We start from the raw sequence: 18,223 nt of genomic DNA on the forward strand, positions 1-18,223 counted from the left end.
CATTGGTCGGTGGCGGCTATCGGGCCAGGTCGTAGTCGGATGCGGTGGCGGTGATGGTGGTGACGTAGTTCTGGGTCTCCGAGTAGGGCGGGACGCCGCCGAACTGTTGGACCGCTCCTGGGCCGGCGTTGTATCCGGCGAGCATCAGCTCCACGGGATCGCCGGTGATAGAGCCGGATTCGATACCCGGCCGTAGGGTGTCGGCGACCGAGCAGTTGTAGCGTCCCTGCGCCATGACGGCATCGCCGATGTCGTTGGGATCGCCCTCCCCCGCAGCTCCGGTGACCACGCCCTGATCGTCGACGGGGAAACCGAACGACGCCCACGTTCCGGGGAGGAACTGCGCATACCCTTCGGCCCCGGCCGGGCTGGTCAGACCCGGTGTGAAGCCGGATTCCTGTTTGAGCTGAGCGGCGAGGATCGCGGGAGAGACTTCGCGGCACTGAGCGGACGACAGAGCGAGCCACGGCTCGAACTCGGGAGGGATCTGGCCGGCGGCGAGATCTCCGTGATCACCGAGACCGGCACCGGGTGCGGTGGTGCAGTTCCCGGTCGCCTTCGCTGCGGATCCGCCGCCGCCGGGGACGGGCCCGTAGGTCTGCCCGGGTGCCGGTGCGCCGTGGCCGACGGTGGTGACGTGGACGTGGTCGAAGTGGTTCTGGGTGGGAGATCCCCTGTCCTCCATGGTGTTCGGTTCACCTTGGGAGGGGATGTATTCCTGTCGCCAGATCATGTATTCGATCTGGAGGTAGTCGCGGTTGCTCCACAGGTAGTCCTTGACCTGGTCGCCGAGTGCTTTGCCTTCCTCGGAGGGCCAGTTGTCGATCATGATGTCCGCGGCCCGGCCGGAGGGGTGGTCGTCGAATCCCCCACCGTCGGCGCGCCACCCACCTATGGTGGTGATCTGCGGGAACTTCGCGTGCACAGCGCGGGCGACGCGGACCGTGTCGACCTGGAAGTGCTCCTCGGAGCCGACATTGGCGGGCAGTGCTGCCATCTCGGCGGAGCCGCCGGTCGACGGTGCGGGGGTTGTCGGGGTGCTCGTCGACGGGAGTGGGCTCTGGCCGGTCGCTCCGGTGCCGGGGTCGGCGGCGGCGTCGTAGAAGGGTTGCGGGTCGATCGCGTTGCCCGGTGCCCAGCCGCCGGGGTGGTACTCGAAGTGCAGGTGCGCGCCGGTCGACTGTCCGTTGTTGCCGATGTCGGCGATGTGCTGACCGGCGGTGACGCGGTCCCCGACCTTCACCAGCACACCGTCGGGGAACATGTGGCCGTAGACGGTGGAGACGACCGCGCCGTCGATGTTGTGATCGAGCACGATCCACATGCCGAACCCGTCGGCGGGTCCGGCTTTCGAGACGACGCCGTCGGCGTAGGCGTAGATCGGTGTCCCGACCGGACCTGCCAGGTCGATGCCGTTGTGGTTGGTGCCCCATCGCGTCCCGAACGGGCTCGACACGGTCGATTCGGTGGTCTTGACCGGCTTGGAGAACGACCCGGCCGGAACCCCGCCTGCAGCAGAGGAAATGCCCTTCCCGGGAAGACAATCGGTCGGCACTTCCTCGCGCACACCGGTGGTGACGAACAGGACCACGAACAGTGACAGTGCGAGCACCACAGCGAGGGCGATCGCGCCGCCTTTTTTCACAACGCCGCCGCCGCCGAAATCGACTCCGCGACGATCGATCGCGGGGCGTGGGCGGCCAAACGCTCGGTGAGGGAACGGTTCTCCGACCGCAGTCGGGTGATCTCCTCCTCGGCGGCACGAAGTCGTGCGGTCACCTCGTCCGCTGCGGGGCGACGCGAGGGCCCGTACTTGTCCTTGATCCACCGGGCCACGGTGTTCTCGTGTGCCCCGATCGAGACAGCCAAGGCGGCAACGCATTCGGCGCGGGAGGAGTAGTTGTGTCGCGACTTCTCGTATTGATCGAGCGCCCACGCGCGGGTCTGCGCCGGGTATTCGGCGCGGGGGTACTCGGCGGTCATCACTGCGCTCCGACCAGTGCCGTGTCGTGCGCGTAATGGGCGTCGTCGGTATCGGCGGCGTGGTGCTGGCCGCCGGCGAAGTACTCGGCGAAGCGGGCGTTGGTGTCGTGGACTCCGGTGTCGTATTCGACGTCGGTGAGCACCGTCTGGATGGGGATGCCGGGGGTGTTGTCCTTGGCGACCTTGATCAGGAACTTCCCGCGCCCGATCGGGTTGCGGACGGTGCGCCGTTCGGACCCGCGTAGCGCTGCCCCGCGCGACCAGGAGGTGACCATCCCTGCTTCGGCGTCGGTGAACTTCAGCTCCCCGGACAGGCGCTCGACCTCGCCGATCGGCAGTCCCCCGCACACGACCATGCCGGCGCGGTCGATGAAGCCCTTCGCGGTCTTGATGTCGGCTTCGGTGGGCAGGGTTTCGAGGTCACGGCCGGTGTGGGTGATCATCAGCAGCCCGGTCGCGTCGGTGCGGTTGAGGCGGGTGATCTCGTTGACGCGGGCGACCATGCCCGGTCCGGCACCGATGACCTGCCACAGCTCGTCGAGTGCCATCAGGAACAGGCGTTGGCGGTCCAGGCCTGCGTCGGCGAGCAGGTGTGCAGCTTCGACGGTGCCGTAGGCGTCGGCCCAGCAGGAGAGCATCACGGCCGCTTTGAGGGTGGTGTCTCCCCGGTCGAGGGATGAGACGTCGATGCAGATCATCGGTGCGTCGAGGTCGATCGGTTCGGTGGTGTGGTCGGCGAAGATGTCTCCGAGTGGGCCTGAGGTCAGTGCACCGAGGGCTTGCATCAGTTCGGTGATGGCTTCGCGGTAGCCCTCGCGATCGGTCTTGTAGGCCGCTTGGAGCATGTCTGCCGAGCCGGCGTCGATGCGGGTGTAGAGGTCTTTGAGCAGCGGCGGGTGGGTGTAGGAGAATCCGCCGTCGGCGTACAGCTCGCGCAGCGCGATACCGATCAGGGAGTTCTCGAAGGCTTTCACCGAGTGGGTGTCGTAGCGGATCAGCTCGACCAGGGCGCAGACGGCGTTGATCTGGCGGGTGGAGATGGTGATGGTGGCGACGTCGATCAGCTCGTCGAGCTCGGCGATGCGATCGGGGTCGGTTTCTGCGTTGCGGGCGGCGATCGCGCGGACGACGGCCTGCCCGAGGGCTCCGGCGGCGAGGGGGTTGAGATGTCCACCGCCGTGGCCGAGGGTGATCACCTGCCCGCCGACCAGGTGGGTGAGCTTTACGTACTCGCCTTTGATGTCGCCGGCGACGATCGGGGTCTGCCCCCATCCGCACGCCCCGAGGAGGATCTTGCGGATCAGCGTCGACTTCCCCAGGCCGGGCAGGGACAGAACGAACATCGACGGGTTTCCGATGAGCTTGTCGCGGAAGTACGCGAACGGATCGCAGGAGACGGCGTTGCCGGTGATGGCGTGCTGACCGACGATGGTGCCCGCCGAGGGTGCGGCCGCGCCGATCGCCCACGGGTTGAGCCCGCACATCTGCACCGAGGTCGCTTCGTACTCGATCGGGGCCGGGACGGTCGACATCCGGCCACCACCGGCTCCTTTGAGGCCGCGTGCGCTCGACGACAGTGCTGCGCGCCACCAGGGGTCTCCCGCTGCCTCGTGGACGGCTTGTTCGGCCCGTGGGTGGTCGTTGCGCCACCGGGTCAGCCCGAGGCCGCGCCGGGAAAGAGCGGAGGGCTCTTCGGCGTCGCCGGTGGCGATGAGGGCGGCGAGCTCGGCGTAGTCGGTGTCGCCGATGATCCACCGCACGAACGCCGACGGCTGCGGCGTTGACGTCTCGTACAGGTCGGGCTCGTCGGACCTGGCCTCGTCGTACCGAGGGTCGTAGTCCCTGCGCGGGCGGTGGTCGGTCGTCGTCATCGTGAGTGTCTCTTTTCTCGGGCAGGGGTGGGCCGGATGCGGTCGGCGGCGCTCTAGCTGCGGCGCACGAGGATCGAAGTGGAGATCTGATCGGGCAGGAGCACTCCGACGCCGAGACCGGCGGCGAACGCGGCGTCCTGGAAGGCGAACGCACGCCGCAGTCGCAGGCGGGAGCGGGCAGCGAGTGATTCGGTGACGGCGGCCGCGTTCGCAATTTCTTCGACCGATCCGACGGTGATCGTCAGCAGTGCCGAATAGCGTTCGTATCCGGCTCCGGAGACCATCTCGCGGCGGGCCTGCTCGGCGATCTCGTGGCGCTTCTCCGACCCGGCGGAGGTGATCTTGTTGCCGCGAGAGTTGATCGCGTGCAGGGCGTCTCGGTGTTGCTTGTCGACCTTCTTCGCGGCATCCCCGGCGGTGTAGGGGCGGTAGACGAGCGTCAATCGCTTACGGGGGATGTCGTCGTGCGGCTGCAGCAGCGGTTTGAGGACGGTGTCGGTGAACACCGATTCCGGCGGTGCAGCCATCTCCCACACGACCGAGACACCGCCGTCGTGGCGGTAGTGACCCCACTCTGTCTTCGCGCGTCCCGGTCCGGCGTCGTCCCAGTCCACGCCATGCTCTTCGCCGGAGATTTCGAGTTCCTCGAAGTCGTTCTCGGTCGAGGGGTTGTAGGAGCGGTGCACGGCCGCGGTGATCTCGGCGGCGGTCATCGGCTGGGCGTCGATCCCGGCACCGGAGAGCGACTCGTACAGATCCGGCAGACGGCGGGCCAGTTCGGTGGCCATCTCTTCGGGGTCCTTCTGGCGTTCGCGGGTGGTGGCGCGGAAGGTGATCGACAGCCGTGCCAGGGTGCGGTGGCGACCCGAGGGCATCCGGACGGCGGACTGCTCGACGAACGACGCAGCCAGCGGCGGTGCGGTGGGGACGAGTTCGTGTTCGGCGCGCCGTGCCAGGCGCAGGCCCGTGGCAGGGATGTTCTCCACCACCACCACAGCTCCGACGATGTCGCCGGGTAGTCCGAGGTCGGCGAGGTAGACGCCCCAGTCTGCGGTGTAGAGGTCTTTGTCGCGCTGGACGATCGCTTCGTCACCGCCCGGGAGGGCATCGAATACGACGGTGTAGCGGTGATCGTCGGGGTTGTGGATCATCCCGAACTCGTTGCCGTGACGGTCGATTCCCATGTAGACCTTGGTGCGGGCGAGCAGGCCAGGGAGCTTGTAGCGGCCACCAGGGATCCTCGAGTGCGGTCCGGCGTGGTACTCCGTGGACTTGTCGATGTGCTTACGCCGCATCCATTGCATTCTCAGTTGTCCTGTCTCGTAAAGGGTTCGGCCGTTCGGGGCGATGACCAGAGGGGTGAGGATGAGCGCGCCGACACCCATCAGAGCCAGTCCAACGACGACGTGGACGAAGATCAGGACTGCGAACGAGACCGCGAAAAACCCTGCACCGTAGGCAATGACCTTCGTCGGCAGGCCAAACGCGAACGTGCTCTGCGGCCGGTTACCTGCCGAATAGATCGGCGGCTCGTACGGGGCTTCGAGCTGCGCGCTCATCGTTGAATCCGTCCGTGGTAGTTGCCGACTGCGCCTTCAGCGGCCGAGCCGAGAGTGGTCGAGGCCGAGCCTGCGGTGCGGCCTACGGTGCCCGCAGCTTTGAGTGCCCCTGCTGCGCCGCGCAGGGTTGCCGAGGTACCGGTGCGGCCGGCCGATGCAGCGGCCGTTCCGACTCTGCGGGCTGCGCCCATCGGCCCGGACGATGCGCCCGCGTGCGAGGGACTCGCTCCACCGTTGTAGCGGCCCTGGAAACCGGGAGACGAACGTGCGCCGGTACCGGCCGCACCCGAAGACCCGCCCTTGCCGCCACCCGAGGATCCGCCGACGGAGTTCGCGACCGAGCCGAGGGCACGCGATGCAGCCATCCCACCGGCACCCATCACCGCCCCGCCTGCTGCGCCGAGCTGACCGACCTCCCTGCCACCGGCGGAGATGGTGTCCGCTGCGGGAGCGACGATCTTGATCAAGGTGGGTAGGGAGAACCCGATTATCGCCAGGAGGACGGAGCCGATGATGACGGTGGCGATCTGATCCGAGCTCGACGCCGACGACGCCCAGAACGCGAACAGGTACAGCAGCGTCGCGACCGGTTTGAACAGCAACGCGCCGAGAGTGAAGGCAATCATCGACTTGTAGGAGCTGCGCCCGGTGCCGGTGGCCGACGCGGCAGCGGCGAGCGGGATCACGGCCACGACGACGCACAGCACCGCCTCACGGATCAACAGTGCGATCAATTGGGCGACCGACCCGAGGAATGCGAACCCAGCGCAGGCGAGCGCGAGGATCGGGCCGAGGCCGGTCTTGTCGTCGAACGCGGTGATGGCAGTGATCTTCTCGTTCAGGTCTCCGCCGACGAACTTCTCCAGCGCGTATGCAGAGGCGATGTCGCCGCCTTGATGGAACATCAACACCAGAATCGGCAGCAGTGACACGGTGACGACGGTGCGCACCAACATGGTCGCGGTCTCGGTGGCCCCTTCCATCACCGCTTGTTTGCGGGCGATCGCGAGCTTGATCATCGCAATCACGATCGAGGCGAACAAGGCGACCACGGTGAATCCGGAGATGATGTTGCGCAGGCCCGACATGGCGTTCTCGGCGGCGAGGCCCGGAATGCCCGAGGACATCCAGAACGTCATCACCGACCGGAATGCTTGGGTGTTGCCTTCCATCACCGATTTGGCGAAGTCCCCGACCGGGTCACCCCAGAATGTCGAGAGTGTGGAGTCGACGGCGGTGGAGAACGCGTCGCCGGGGTGATCGGTGAACGCGTTGTCCAGGCACAGTGCCTCGTCCATGAAGCCGCCCACGGCGGTTCCCTCGAGTGCGTCGTTGAGCCAACCGTCACCGAGGACCGGCGAGCCTTCGGCAACGCACTCGCGGCGTTGTTGCTGGAAGTCGTTGCCGTCGGCGTCGGGGTTGATCTGCTCGGTCAGATTCGGTGTGGGTGCCGGTGTCGGATCTTGGGCGTGGGCGAGTCCGCTGGCCCCGACTACCGCGATCAGTGAGAGCAGTGCGATGACGACAGCGCGGGCGGCGAAGGCCGCTGTGCGGGTCACAGTGCCCACCGGGTGAAACCATCGAGCGAGCTGTACGGGCCGCCAGTAGTGGCACCGTCGAGTTTGCTGACCTTCCAGGTGCCACCATCCCACGCCATATTCAGGCGCAGTCCTGTGTAGGTCGGGTTCTGCATCCGTCTACCGGCGTCATCGACATCGCGGATCTGAGCGAGCTCGACGACGGCGAAACTGTCCGTGCAGGAGAGGATCTTGAACGCCATGGGTGCCCGCAATGCCACAGTCTCGGTGTTGACCGGTTTCGCGAGTTCTGCTTCTTTCTTCTCCTGGGTACCGATCTTCTCGTCAGGTATCAGGGTGAGCTTCTCCGTGGATTCGACAGCCACGGGTCCGCCCGCGAGGCCGCGGGGTAGGAAGTTAGCGGCGGCCAGTGCCGCGCCTTGCGGGGTGCGGGTGTAGCCGGCGAGGACCAGGCCGTCGATGTACGACGGACCATCCGTCTCGGAGTACAGGGTCGAGACACCGAAGTTGCGTTGGATCATCATCGACTCCGGGGACGTCACCGGTCGGCCGTCATTCGTGCATTCGACACGCGGCCCGGTCGGCTCACGCTGCGGCAATGGTTGGCCGGCAGGGTTGTTCGGGACCATCACAGTGCGCCCGGACAGGTCCGCGTCGGGAACACCGAACCCTTCCGCGCCGGTGTCGAGCTCGGAGCCACCGGTGGCAGGTGCTGCTGTCGTCGGCGGTGGACCAGCGGTCGTCGGCGGGGTGTCGTCGTCGTTCATGTTCGGGATGACGAAGACGATCGCGCCGACGACCGCGACGACGACGAATACGGCGAGGCCGATGAGGAGTTTGCGTGTCAGGGCGCTCATCAGTTGTGCTCCAACGTGGTGAAGCCGTCGAGCGAGTCCAGCTCGACCGCATCGATGTTCTCTTCGGTGGTCGGCAGGACAATGCGCCAGTCGTCGGCGATCCACTGCAGAGCAACGGGGTAGGCGTAGAGCTGGTCGTCGCCGCCGATGGTTTGAGCCACCGACACCGCCGCCGAGAGTGGGTTGTCCGTGTAGTCGGTGACCTCGAACCCGACGAACCTCGGTGCAGCGTCGGCCGGAACGGATCCGGAAACGGTGACGGCGGCGCGTGCGGCCGCGAACTCGTCACGTCCGGGCCCGGGTGCGGTGACGGTGTTGACCACCTCCGGCCATGCCCGGTCGTCGGCGACGGCGAGTGCTGTCTGGCCGATGATGGCGGCCAGGACCGCACCTTGCGGGGTCTGGGAGTAGCCGCTGCGGTTCACCGACGTCCCGGTGGCGGGCCCGTCGACCCGCGATGTCGGCACCGATACCCCTGCGATCTCGCGCCAGGTCAGCTCGGCCGGAGCGGAGCGGAGGTCCGGTGCCGGATTGACCGCCCCGGTGGCCGGGTTGTCGTCGTTGTCGGATCCGCACGCAGCGAGAACGAGGACGGTCGCTGCGGCTGCGGCGATCCGGAGTGTGCGCGAGACGGTCATCGAGAGATGCCTTTCGGTTGAATTCGGTGCGTTTGCAGTAGGATTGGACTCAGGCGAGGACGGCTTGGGCGATGCCGGATGCGGAGCCGATGATCGCAGCGCAGATCAGGATGCGAGCCAGGGTGGCGTCCTCGACCATCTGCGTGCCGGTGGATTTGCGTTGGTTGACGAACACCGCCCCGCACACGAACAGCGCTGCGATGCAGGCGATGATGGCGAACCACAGCAGCCACGACAAGCCGGTCATGATCGGCTGCCACACCTCGTCGGGCCACTCGACCGGTGAGGTCGGTGGTTGCGCGAGCACGACGGTGTTCATGTCATCGCCGCCGTGACCACTGTATTCGCCACTCCAGCAACGAATCCGAGCAGAATCGACACATACAGCAGTCCGATGGCCCGCTGGTTGGCCTGACACCAGCGGCCCCTGAATTGGTCGTACGCAAGCTCACCGCCGCCAACCATGACTCCGACAATCGAGGCAATGATCAGACCCCACAGAGTCCAGTTCACGATGGTCATAGGACGAGCATGTTGACCAGGCCTGCGGCACCACCGATGACGATGGACCCGAACAGTCCGCCGACGAGTTTGCCGGTCGCATTGCCGCCTTGGCCTCCGCCGGAGATTTTCTCGTACGCGAGCATCGCGCCACAGATCATGATCCCGGCGACGGCAGCGATGATGCAGCCCCACATCAGCCAGGACAGCAGGGTCAAGATCTTGTCCCCGGTAGGGCCGTCCGGTGCTTGGGGGCTGACATCGCCGATGTTCTGCGCGAGGAACGTGGTCGTCGATGCGGTGAGGCTGGCAATCATGGTGTTCTCCTTGGGTGTTGGTTGAGAGGGTGCGGTTCAGTGGCCTGACGCATTGCGGGCGGCGGTGAAGATCTCCCGCCCGATCGCGGCGAGTTCGTGGTGTGGGCTGGTCGTCGAGGGGGCCAGTGCCCGCATCCGGCCGGGTGGCGGTGGGTCGGGTTCGGTGGGTGTCCAGATCGCGAGTTCGTTCTGTCTGTGGGTGCGCAGATCCTCGACGTACGGGACTCGCCACACCGCTGGTGCTGCGGAGGCGACGACGTCCGCCCATCGGCGCAGGGTCTTGGGGAGTGGGCCGGGGGCGTCAGGTACCAGGACCAGTCCGAGGAGAGTGCAGTCGCCGACGAGGCCGGCCTGAGCTTGCAGGAGAAGGTCGTGGGCAGCGTCGAGGCCGGCGCGGTCGGTGCGGCAGACGACGACGACATTGCGGTGCCGGTCGGCTGCGGGCCAGCCCCGGCGAGCATCGCCCGCCGGGGCCCAGATCTGAGCGAGGGTGCCTGCGCCGGAGCGCCCGTGAGCGGCGAGGAGCCACATCACGGGCGGGCGACCGCTGACCGCGACCGGGTCGTCGTGAATCGGTGCTCGGCGTGAGGGCGGCGGTATCCGCAGCCCGGCCGGGGTGACCGACACGTCGTCGTCTCGGTAGTAGTCATGGTGCTCAGCTGGTTGTGCGGCCATGTCGGGCGCACCTCCTTCTCCGGCGTTCTCGGTCACCGAGTGGTGGTTGGTGAGACGGTGGTCGGCACAGCGGCAGAAGCAGAGGGGGTCGTCGTGGTGGCCGCTGTGGTCGTTGTGGCGGTGCCGGTGGCTCCGACGGTGGCGTGGGCGGCGAGGATGCTCCCGGCGCTGCGGACGGTGTCGGTGGTGGCGAACAGCGCCGCACCTTGTTTGATCACTGCCCCGACCTTGTCGGCGAGAGACTGATCGCCGGTCAGGTCAGCGGCGAGGGCGACGATCCATCGCACGGTCAGCTCGACGGGGGTCTCACCTTGGGATCCGACCGGAACACTGTCGTAGGAGCCGTGTTTGGTGGCGGTGTTCCAGTACGAGGTGTCGGTGACGAGCTGCGCGAGACCGGCGTTCTCGTCGATGGTGTTCGACACTTCCTTGAACGCGACGTCGACGGCCGAATCGATCGTCGCCGGGGGTACGAGCTTGACCGCCGAGGACAGCACCTTGGTGGCGAGTATGCCGAGGGCTGCGGGTGGGTTGGTGAGCCCGACGGTGGCGAGCTGGCCGATGGTCTCGGGGGTGATGACGTCCTTGGCGACGGTGATCGCCGCGCCGATGGCCATGCCGGCGATCTTGGTGACCGCACCGACCGCTTCGTCGATCATCTCGTCGGTCGAGGTGGCGGAGGGGTCGGAGTACTTCGCCATCTTCGACAGCACTGTTTCCGAGGACGAGTTGACCTCGAATCGTCCTGCCTTGGAGTCGAAGTCGATGTTGTCGTTGATCACCGACGCGCCGGTCATCAGGGCAGTTCGACCGACGGCGGTGGAGACGTCGGTGAGGATCCGGACGGGGTCGCGGGTGTCCATCGAGGACTGTCCGGCAATGGAGGCAACGAGCTTGGCGGCGGGGGCGTCGATGGGGGTGTCACACGCGAGATCGCCTGCGGTGCAGTACGAGGCGACCCGGTCCGAGACTGCTCCGAATCCTGCGATCTTCGGTGTCGGTGCGATACCGCCGCCTGCGGGGGCGGCTGCGGCGACGGCCGGGGCAAGTTGGACGGTGTCCACTGCTGCGCCGCTCGTTCCCGGTGCCGGGGCAGGAGTAGAGCCGCCGCCGGCGATGACGTCTTCGCCTTCGGCTCGGGTGGGGTCGGAGAACAGTGCTGCGCCGGCGAAGTGGTCGGCGTCGACGGGGCCGTATCCTGCTCCGATGTCGCGGGTGACTTGGGAGGCGACCTCGCCGCCCTGGGAGTAGCCGGAGAGGAAGACCTTGGTGCCGGGGCAGCGTGCTGCGATGTCGGAGATCATCTTGGTGGTGTTCTCGACGCCGATGTCGACGGACTGGGCGTAGGGAACGGCGGAGCGATCGCCGGGCTTGCCACCGAAACTCGCCGGGTACGGGACGTAGCTGCGTTCGAGAGCGGGCCCGTCACCGGAGTTCGCATCACGCATCGCCGGAACGGTCAACCGGGAGAAGAAACCGGAATCGGCGTCGGGAGAGGAGTTCTCGTCGATCTCGGTGGTGCCGGGGACGACGACGAGATGCAGCACCGGGCAGTCGCCGTCGGTGCTGGATTGGCTCGTAGTCGCCGATCCGGACGGGGTGGGTGTGGCGGAGGGCTGCGCGGCCGCGACGCCGCTGGCGGAGACCGCGACCGTCATCGCGGCGGTGGCGGCGAGCAGGCGCGGAGTGAGGCGACGAACCTGGTCGATGGTTGTGTGCACGGCTTCTCTCTTCTTCAGTGGGGTCCAGCGGATGTGCCTGGTCATAGGGGGTCAGCGCGGGACGATGGCGGAGATGAGCGTCGTGCCGTCCTGCGTCTTGGTGGTGGTGATCCGTTGGCGGCTCATACGGCCGTCGATGCCGGGGCCGCGTTCGACGACGGTGACGTCGTAGATCCCCGCGTCGACCGGATCAGCGAGCACGCAGAACTCGATGTCGGGTTCGAGCTGGTCGATGCCTGTCTGGAGGCGCTGTGCGGACGCCATCACCGCATCCGGTGCCCCTGCGGCGCGGGCGGCGACCCCGTCGCGGTCGAAGTAGAAGGCCTTCTCGAACCGCCAGATCGCCACTGCGCCTGGATCGTCGCTGTCTTCGGTGACCGGGTCACCGTCGGCTTGCCCCCGGCACCAGGTGACATCGGCTGCGGCGGCACCGGCCGCTGCGGGTGCGGTCGAGGTCGGAGCCGTTGTGGTGGTGAGGATCTCGTCGGGCAGCAGTGCGGCAGGGGCTTGCGGTTCGTCACCGACGCCGGTGAGGACCAGAGCTGCTCCCAAGCCTCCTCCGACCAGAACCGCGAGTGCAGTCGTGACGGCGACAGCGGAGCGGTGACGTCGCCACCAGGACTGCGAAGGTGTGGGCGCGGTGTAGGGGCCTCCAGCGCGAAGTAGAGAGGTCCGTTCGTCGAAGGAGCCGTATGCATCCGTTGGCTGGGATGCGGGGCCACGGTCAGGGTGGTCCACAGCGATGTCGTCGGTAGGGTGCTCGACGAACCAGTCGTCGTCCGGATCGACATCGGCGGCCTGGTGCTCTGCCAGGACCGTCAGTCTGCGTTCGGATGGATACTCGGACGCCGCTGCGGCGGTGTCGGTCTCGGCAACGACCGGGTCGGCGAACCAGTCGTCGGTGCCGTCGTCAACGCCGGTGTCGGTGGTGCGGTCTCGAGGTGCCACAACAGGCCTTTCCGAGGGTCGAGGTGAGGAACGAACGGGGTCGAACCTTCGGGTGCAGCCCGGCCACCAGCAGTGGTCGGGCTGCACCCGGACATCAGACCGCGATGTTCAGTCCTGCAAGTGCTGCTTTCGCCTGGTCGAGAACGGGAGGGACGGCGGTGTTCACCGCGGCTACCGTGTCAGCGACGGCGGGCTGCTCGAGCACCGTCGAGGAGAACTGCTGAACCTGCTCGTAGGCGGGTTCGGTCCATACCGGTGCAGCACTGATTGCCTGCCCGATGGTGGTGTCGACCGTGTCCTGGGTACCGGAGGCCTCGACAAGCAGCGGCGCAGCAGAGACCGCTGGAACGCTCACCGGGGCCGGGGCCGGGAGCGGGGCAGGCTCTTCGATGATTTGCTGCTCGCCGCCGAGCACGGTGGCACCGAGGATGCCGCCGATGGCAGCGCCGGTGCCGGTCAGGCCCAGCACGATCGGTGCCGACAGGGCAGCACCGACGCCTGCTCCTGCGAGGGCGGCCGCACCGGGAACGAAGATGTACCCCACCGGTCCGGCCCAGATGACCGCGGGTGTGGCTACGGTCGTCGCCGCCAATCCGAGCGCGCCACCGATAGCGGCACCGGTGCCGGTGATCACGGCGGCCGGGGCTACGGAGGCGGCGAGGCCGACAGCGCCACCGGTCAATACACCGGTGGCGGTGCCGGCGGCGATGCGGTCGGCGCGGGGTGCGTCGGCGAAGCCGTTGTCCACGAGCCAGTTTCCGCCGTCGGCTTGGATGGCGGCTCCGGTGTTGTTGAACTGTTCCACCAGGTTCGGGTCGAGCAGGTTCGGGTCGTACGGGACGAGCTCGCCGCCGACGAGGACGTAGCCCTCGGGTGCGTCGATCGGTGCAATGACCTTGCGCTGCACAGTCGGAACCGGCGGCGGGGGCGGCGGGGCCGCTTGCAGGGCAGGGGGTGCATCGGTCGGGGAGGCCTGCGGCGCGGGGGCGGGCTCGTAGTAGGTGGTCTGGTACGAGGACTGCTGGTTGCCGGACCGGTAGTCGTCGTAGCTACGCCACTGCGTCTGCTGGACCTGGGGTGAGGCCTGGTAGCCGGGCAGGAACTGGCGTTCCTGGGTCGGGGCCGGCGGCGCGACGGGGGTGGTGTCGGTGGTGCCGGACTGGGCGGTGTCGGGTGCGGTCACGAAGTCCTGCGGTGCCGCGTGTGCGGTTGCGGTGCCCCATGCCAGTGCGACGGCGACGGGCACGGCAGTGAGAACGAGTGCTCGTTCTCTGCGGCGGCGGTGACGTCCGCCGATTCCTTGCTGGGGAGACATGTGTGGTGGTGCCTTTCGTAAGTCGCTGCTATGCAGCGGTATTGGGCGGGTGTGACAGGAGTGGTTGATGGTGGAACCACCACCGTCCGCGCTGGGAGAACGACCGAAAACGAGGGTCAGCCTTCGGGTGATCCCTCAGCGCGGACGATGGGTGATGCCTTGGGAGTGGATGCCAGCGCGCGTCCGTTGCACGCTGGCATCCACGAGCGCTCAGCCCAGCAGGCCGAGCCAGAACCAAAGCTGCGAGAAGATCCAAGGCATCGGTCGTATTCCTTTCTGTCAGTGGAGGGGTGGGAGTGTGGTCGATGTCCCGGCGGGGTCGCGCAGTTCGGCACACGATGAGGTCGAAGCGTCACCACGCGACCCTCGCGCCGGTCCACCAACCGAGGGGCTACACGGGAGCCTCAGTGCAGTGAGTTCGCCGCGTAGACCCTCGCGACTGATCGCCTCTTCAGGCGTCAGTCGAGATTGGGGGTACTAGGCCACGTGGCTGAAGAGCGGAGACCGTGGAAGTGGTTCCAAGAACGTCGCATTGGCGTCAGTCCATTCACCGATCACCGCGCCGGTCTCTTCGCAGATCAGCCTGTGGTGGCTGTGGTGGGGCACGGCTGGGAGCGAACACACGGCTAGGCCCGCAACACGGTCGTTGACCGAGGGACAGAGGGCGGTGCCGGGATTGCAGGTGGAGCCCGGATGTAACGTTCGCGGTTGCGCGACAGATGTCATAGGTGTCTCCGATCCGATTGCGGTTCTGCTAGATCCGCATAGGCTGGGAGAGCCCCTGCGGATACAAGTTGGGCCCGATATTGGGGCTTTGTTCTGTAGGTGGAGGGGACTCCGGATGCGTTTCGGGACGACCAATCACGGCGCATCTGGAGTCTGCTAATTCGAGTTACTCTGTGTCAGTTGGCTTCTCGCTTTCTTTGGCGTATCAGTGATGCTTGGACGCTGCGGTTGATGCAGTGTGCGTCTGTAAGCCGAATCTTGCTCTACCGACGCCCAGGGGCGAACCTCAATCGCATCGTCTAAACAACCGCGTCTATACACTAGCATCAAAACATGCTTTATGTGCTACCGAATTGGGACAAGTGGCATCGTGTCCTCTCGTGAGGTTCCATCGGTGAGGCGTCGGTTGCGTGGTTTCGCACCTGACAAGCTGCGGGCACGACGAATTGAACTCAAGCTGAGTGGTGCCGAGGTTGCGCGTGTTCTCGGAGTGGCTTTGACGACGTACTCACAGTGGGAGCGAGGCCAGTCCCATCCCCGCATAGACACCCTTGCTCGATGCGCTAAGGAATTCGGGAGCGAGATCAGTGATTTCGTCTCAGTGCCGGAGGACGAGGAATACCTCGGTGATCTGCGAATATCCAGGGGGCTGACCCAGGGGATGCTCGCGAGCGAAATCGGCGTCAGTAGCCAGTACATCGGGGCGCTCGAGCGCGGGCAGAGCAAACTGAGCGCGCCGGCCGCCCGCCAGATAGCGGAAGCGTTGGGGTACCCGGCGCAACGGGTCAGCGAGGCATACGAGCGTGTGCGGAAGCGGCCACGGGGCGAACCGGCCTGACTGGGGACCTGACTCTGGATTGACATTCTGGCTCCAAGACGCGTGCTTGTTAGCCACGTGAAATGTGTTCCACGTGGTGCTCAAAAGGCTGCGTCTGGGGGCCATGCGGCCGACAGGAAATCTTCAACTCTTCGGGAGAGCGGAAGGTGCCGAGGGCGAAGCTATCACGATCAGTTAGGGAGTGGGAACCTCTAGCACCTGCTCGGAAGGTTGTAGCGCGGGGAGCACCGCAAGGACCAGCCGGTCACCAAGTTGCCCAGGGTAGGGCCGTAGTTCGAGTCGGGTTTGCTGCCATTTCCAGCCGGTCGCGTCGCCGCCGTCGATTGCACGGACGCGTACATCAGCTGACACAGGTGACGTATCGTAAGTCCACTTTTCCAGAGCATCTGACAGTGTCGCTCGGTCGTCGTCGTGCAACACGCCGCACCCGCTTGTGAGGTCACGCCATTTCACCCAGGTTGGAGCTTCCGGTAACCACATCGTCAAAATCCCGGTTCGGCCGTCGAATACAGCGATGCGTGTTCCACCGCTCTCGAGGCCGCTCGGCATTCCCAGCTCAGCCAATGTCGGTTTGTCGGGTTCCGTTGTGTCTGTCACGTCGTGCCATAGCAGCCTGAGGCCGACGTTGGGAGGGTCAGTTCTCCCCCTCCCCCAGCAATGCCAACGCATGATCCGGCCATCTGCGTGGAGAACGGACATCGGGCCCTCCCACTTCTGACCGTGTGTAGGGACCAATGCCTGGGCGAACAACTCCTCGGACCCATCGAATTTGACAGCCTTGGCGTTGTACTCAGCCGGGGTTCGTTCTGGTACGTGATCAGCAGCAGAGACGCCGGACATCGCGGAAGCCTCGACCGTCTGCTCGATGACGGTGCGTTCGAGTAGCCAGGCTATTCCGGAAACGATGCGCACAGGATCGGGTTCGACCTCCGGGTCCCCCACCCAGACCTGTATGCCGTGGGTTTCCCCTGACGGCCCCAGAACTGGTACTGCGCGTATGCGAGCTTCACGCCGACGGCCTTTGAAGAGCACATCTTGCTGGGCGCTAGAACTGCGTGTGAGTTCCAGAAAACCATGCAGATCGAACTCAGGCCCAGGTGACAAGCGATCGATTTTGGTCCAATCTCGGACCTTCCCCCCAGTACTGATGACTGTCATCTGTCCCGGCACCAGGGTTTCCACCAGGTGCCAGCTGTTCGCGATGTCCACAGGTTCCCCTTCCTGATCGACCTAGACCGACGACGGTACAGTCACAGCCGCCGCGAAACAGAAAGTCTGACGCCGTGTGGCCTCATTGTCACTGCTTCGCGCACATCGAGCTGGTAACCGGGGTCTGCCCGAATCTCGTACCGACGAGCGATGGACGCTAACGCAAGCACTGCCTCGTGTAAGGCGAATTGGCGGCCGATACACGCTCGCAAACCAGTGCCCCATGGCTTGTAGATGCGGCGGTTGGTGTCGCTGGCCTGGCCTGTGGCGAACCGGTCGGGGTTGAACTTGTCTGCCTCTGGCCCCCACTCCGGGGAGCGGTGCAGCTGTGGAAGGAGAACAAAAACCCAACCCTCGGGTACCTCGTACCCGCCCAGCGAAGTTGCTCCGCGCTCACGAGCCTTGCGGAAGTAGCCGGGTGCAGCGGGCCACAGGCGGAGAGTTTCGTCGACTACATGTCGTGTCCGTCGCAGCTTGGGCACATTCTCGAACTCGATGTCGGTGCCATCAGGAGCGACGGCGTCGACTTCGGCCCGTATCCGCTGCATCTCATCGGGCCGCGTGCTCAGGAAATGCAACGCAAAGGCGATGGTCGATGCTGTTGTCTCGTTCCCCGCGATTAAAAAAGTGATGATCTGATTGCGGATGTTCTCCAGGGCCAGTCTGTCGCCCGTATCGGGGTCTGGCGTGCTGAGCATATGTTCGAGCAGATCCGGAGATGTTTTGTTGGAGTCAGGCTGGGCCATTCGCTGTTCGATTAGGGAGTCGACAGTGTGGCGTATGAACTGGAGGTCCTCATCGTGCTGCCTCGTCGCCCTTCGTCCTAAGACAGAGCGGATGATCGGCACATCGTTCGATGACTTGTTCACATAGTGAAGGACGCGAGCGATGGCGTCCGCAAAGGGTACGGCCTGGCGAAACGAGCCAAAATCATGCGACAGGGCGCAACGCCCGATCACGTCGAAGGTCAGTTTTGAGCACTCGTCGTAGGCGTCTACCGAACCAGATCCGCTATCCCACGAGGTCAGAAGTTCGTTGACTGATTCCCGCATGGCTTCGTGGTAACCGCGCATGGCCCCTTTGCTGAACGCCGGCCCTAAAACAGCATGCGCGCGATGCCAGTTCGGCTCCGAGTTGAACGCGGTGAACAGACCGTCTTCGCCGATGGCGCGTAGCTTGCGATGTGGCAGGGCGAGAAATTTTGCCCAGTACTTCTCGTCGTTCACTTCCGCGACAAGCTCCGGTTCCGAGACGACCACGAGTCGGTGGCCGAAAATCTTGCGTTCGTAGATCCCCCCTAGCTCGGTGGCCATTGCCATCTCTTTTTGAACCGGCTTGGCAGTATCGAGGCCAACGATGTCTCCGGCAAACGGCAACCGGTAGCGCGGATGAGGCAGAGTCTTCGAGATGGTTTGGGCGATCTCCATGCCAGATAGTGTCCACCACGTCCACAGACATTGGTCGACGGCCATTGTGTGACGCAGCTGCGAGAGTGGACCGGCAACGCGTGAAGACCATTTGAATGAC

The 18,223-nt window shown here is 65.7% G+C and carries 17 protein-coding genes; 1 reads left to right on the forward strand and 16 read right to left on the reverse strand.

Features of this window, described 5'->3' with window-relative positions:
- Positions 1-16: 16 nt before the first annotated feature.
- The 14 genes from MTX34_RS22205 to MTX34_RS22270 all read right to left on the reverse strand — a co-directional run bounded on the left by MTX34_RS22205 (position 17) and on the right by MTX34_RS22270 (position 13,923).
- The gene (locus MTX34_RS22205; protein ID WP_243610840.1) at positions 17-1,645 is read right to left on the reverse strand and encodes a M23 family metallopeptidase; all 1,629 of its coding nucleotides are present in this window, start codon (positions 1,643-1,645) and stop codon (positions 17-19) included.
- Entirely contained in the window at positions 1,642-1,983 is a 342-nt protein-coding gene (locus tag MTX34_RS22210; RefSeq protein ID WP_243610841.1) for a transposase, read from the reverse strand. Before MTX34_RS22210 ends, MTX34_RS22205 begins: the two co-directional genes overlap by 4 nt.
- Positions 1,983-3,854, reverse strand: coding sequence for an ATP/GTP-binding protein (locus MTX34_RS22215; RefSeq protein ID WP_243610842.1), 1,872 nt, complete (start codon positions 3,852-3,854; stop codon positions 1,983-1,985). Before MTX34_RS22215 ends, MTX34_RS22210 begins: the two co-directional genes overlap by 1 nt.
- Positions 3,855-3,907: 53 nt before the next feature.
- Positions 3,908-5,413 (reverse strand): SCO6880 family protein, encoded by a 1,506-nt coding sequence (locus MTX34_RS22220; RefSeq protein ID WP_068426425.1) that lies wholly within the window; start codon positions 5,411-5,413, stop codon positions 3,908-3,910.
- Positions 5,410-6,981 carry a hypothetical protein gene (locus MTX34_RS22225; RefSeq protein WP_243610843.1) on the reverse strand — a complete coding sequence of 524 codons (1,572 nt, stop codon included), beginning with the start codon at positions 6,979-6,981 and terminating at the stop codon, positions 5,410-5,412. The genes MTX34_RS22220 and MTX34_RS22225 overlap by 4 nt, the downstream gene beginning before the upstream one ends.
- Positions 6,969-7,808 (reverse strand): hypothetical protein, encoded by an 840-nt coding sequence (locus tag MTX34_RS22230; RefSeq protein WP_243597297.1) that lies wholly within the window; start codon positions 7,806-7,808, stop codon positions 6,969-6,971. The genes MTX34_RS22225 and MTX34_RS22230 overlap by 13 nt, the downstream gene beginning before the upstream one ends.
- Positions 7,808-8,446: a hypothetical protein gene (locus MTX34_RS22235; protein ID WP_243597298.1), complete on the reverse strand. Its 639-nt coding sequence runs from the start codon at positions 8,444-8,446 to the stop codon at positions 7,808-7,810. Before MTX34_RS22235 ends, MTX34_RS22230 begins: the two co-directional genes overlap by 1 nt.
- A gap of 49 nt (positions 8,447-8,495) precedes the next feature.
- A complete protein-coding gene (locus MTX34_RS22240) occupies positions 8,496-8,765 on the reverse strand; it encodes a hypothetical protein (protein ID WP_243597299.1) in 270 nt (89 codons plus the stop codon).
- A complete protein-coding gene (locus tag MTX34_RS22245; RefSeq protein WP_032386870.1) occupies positions 8,762-8,968 on the reverse strand; it encodes a hypothetical protein in 207 nt (68 codons plus the stop codon). The genes MTX34_RS22240 and MTX34_RS22245 overlap by 4 nt, the downstream gene beginning before the upstream one ends.
- Complete coding sequence (locus MTX34_RS22250; RefSeq protein WP_051364808.1) at positions 8,965-9,264, reverse strand: hypothetical protein; 300 nt, start codon at positions 9,262-9,264, stop codon at positions 8,965-8,967. Before MTX34_RS22250 ends, MTX34_RS22245 begins: the two co-directional genes overlap by 4 nt.
- A gap of 36 nt (positions 9,265-9,300) precedes the next feature.
- Positions 9,301-9,939, reverse strand: a complete 639-nt coding sequence (locus MTX34_RS22255) for a DUF6668 family protein (protein WP_243597300.1) — start codon at positions 9,937-9,939, stop codon at positions 9,301-9,303.
- Between the two features lie 32 nt (positions 9,940-9,971).
- On the reverse strand, positions 9,972-11,705 hold the full coding sequence (locus MTX34_RS22260) for a cutinase family protein (RefSeq protein WP_243597301.1): 1,734 nt from the start codon (positions 11,703-11,705) through the stop codon (positions 9,972-9,974).
- Positions 11,706-11,711: 6 nt separating this feature from the next.
- A complete protein-coding gene (locus MTX34_RS22265) occupies positions 11,712-12,608 on the reverse strand; it encodes a hypothetical protein (protein ID WP_243597302.1) in 897 nt (298 codons plus the stop codon).
- Positions 12,609-12,702: 94 nt separating this feature from the next.
- Entirely contained in the window at positions 12,703-13,923 is a 1,221-nt protein-coding gene (locus MTX34_RS22270) for a hypothetical protein (protein WP_243597303.1), read from the reverse strand.
- A 1,066-nt stretch (positions 13,924-14,989) separates the two neighbouring features.
- On the opposite strand from MTX34_RS22270, the gene MTX34_RS22275 reads away from it, so the two are divergent.
- Positions 14,990-15,487 (forward strand): helix-turn-helix transcriptional regulator, encoded by a 498-nt coding sequence (locus MTX34_RS22275; protein ID WP_094685989.1) that lies wholly within the window; start codon positions 14,990-14,992, stop codon positions 15,485-15,487.
- A 174-nt stretch (positions 15,488-15,661) separates the two neighbouring features.
- Here the strand turns inward: MTX34_RS22275 and MTX34_RS22280 are convergent, their stop codons facing one another.
- Both MTX34_RS22280 and MTX34_RS22285 read right to left on the reverse strand, forming a co-directional pair.
- Positions 15,662-16,696 (reverse strand): GAF domain-containing protein, encoded by a 1,035-nt coding sequence (locus tag MTX34_RS22280; RefSeq protein WP_243597304.1) that lies wholly within the window; start codon positions 16,694-16,696, stop codon positions 15,662-15,664.
- A 41-nt stretch (positions 16,697-16,737) separates the two neighbouring features.
- Positions 16,738-18,123, reverse strand: a complete 1,386-nt coding sequence (locus MTX34_RS22285; protein ID WP_243597305.1) for a cytochrome P450 — start codon at positions 18,121-18,123, stop codon at positions 16,738-16,740.
- Positions 18,124-18,223 lie beyond the last annotated feature (100 nt).

Origin of the sequence: Rhodococcus sp. ARC_M5 (assembly GCF_022810405.1) — a bacterium.
In the GTDB taxonomy this organism is placed as follows: Bacteria; Actinomycetota; Actinomycetes; order Mycobacteriales; family Mycobacteriaceae; genus Rhodococcoides; species Rhodococcoides navarretei.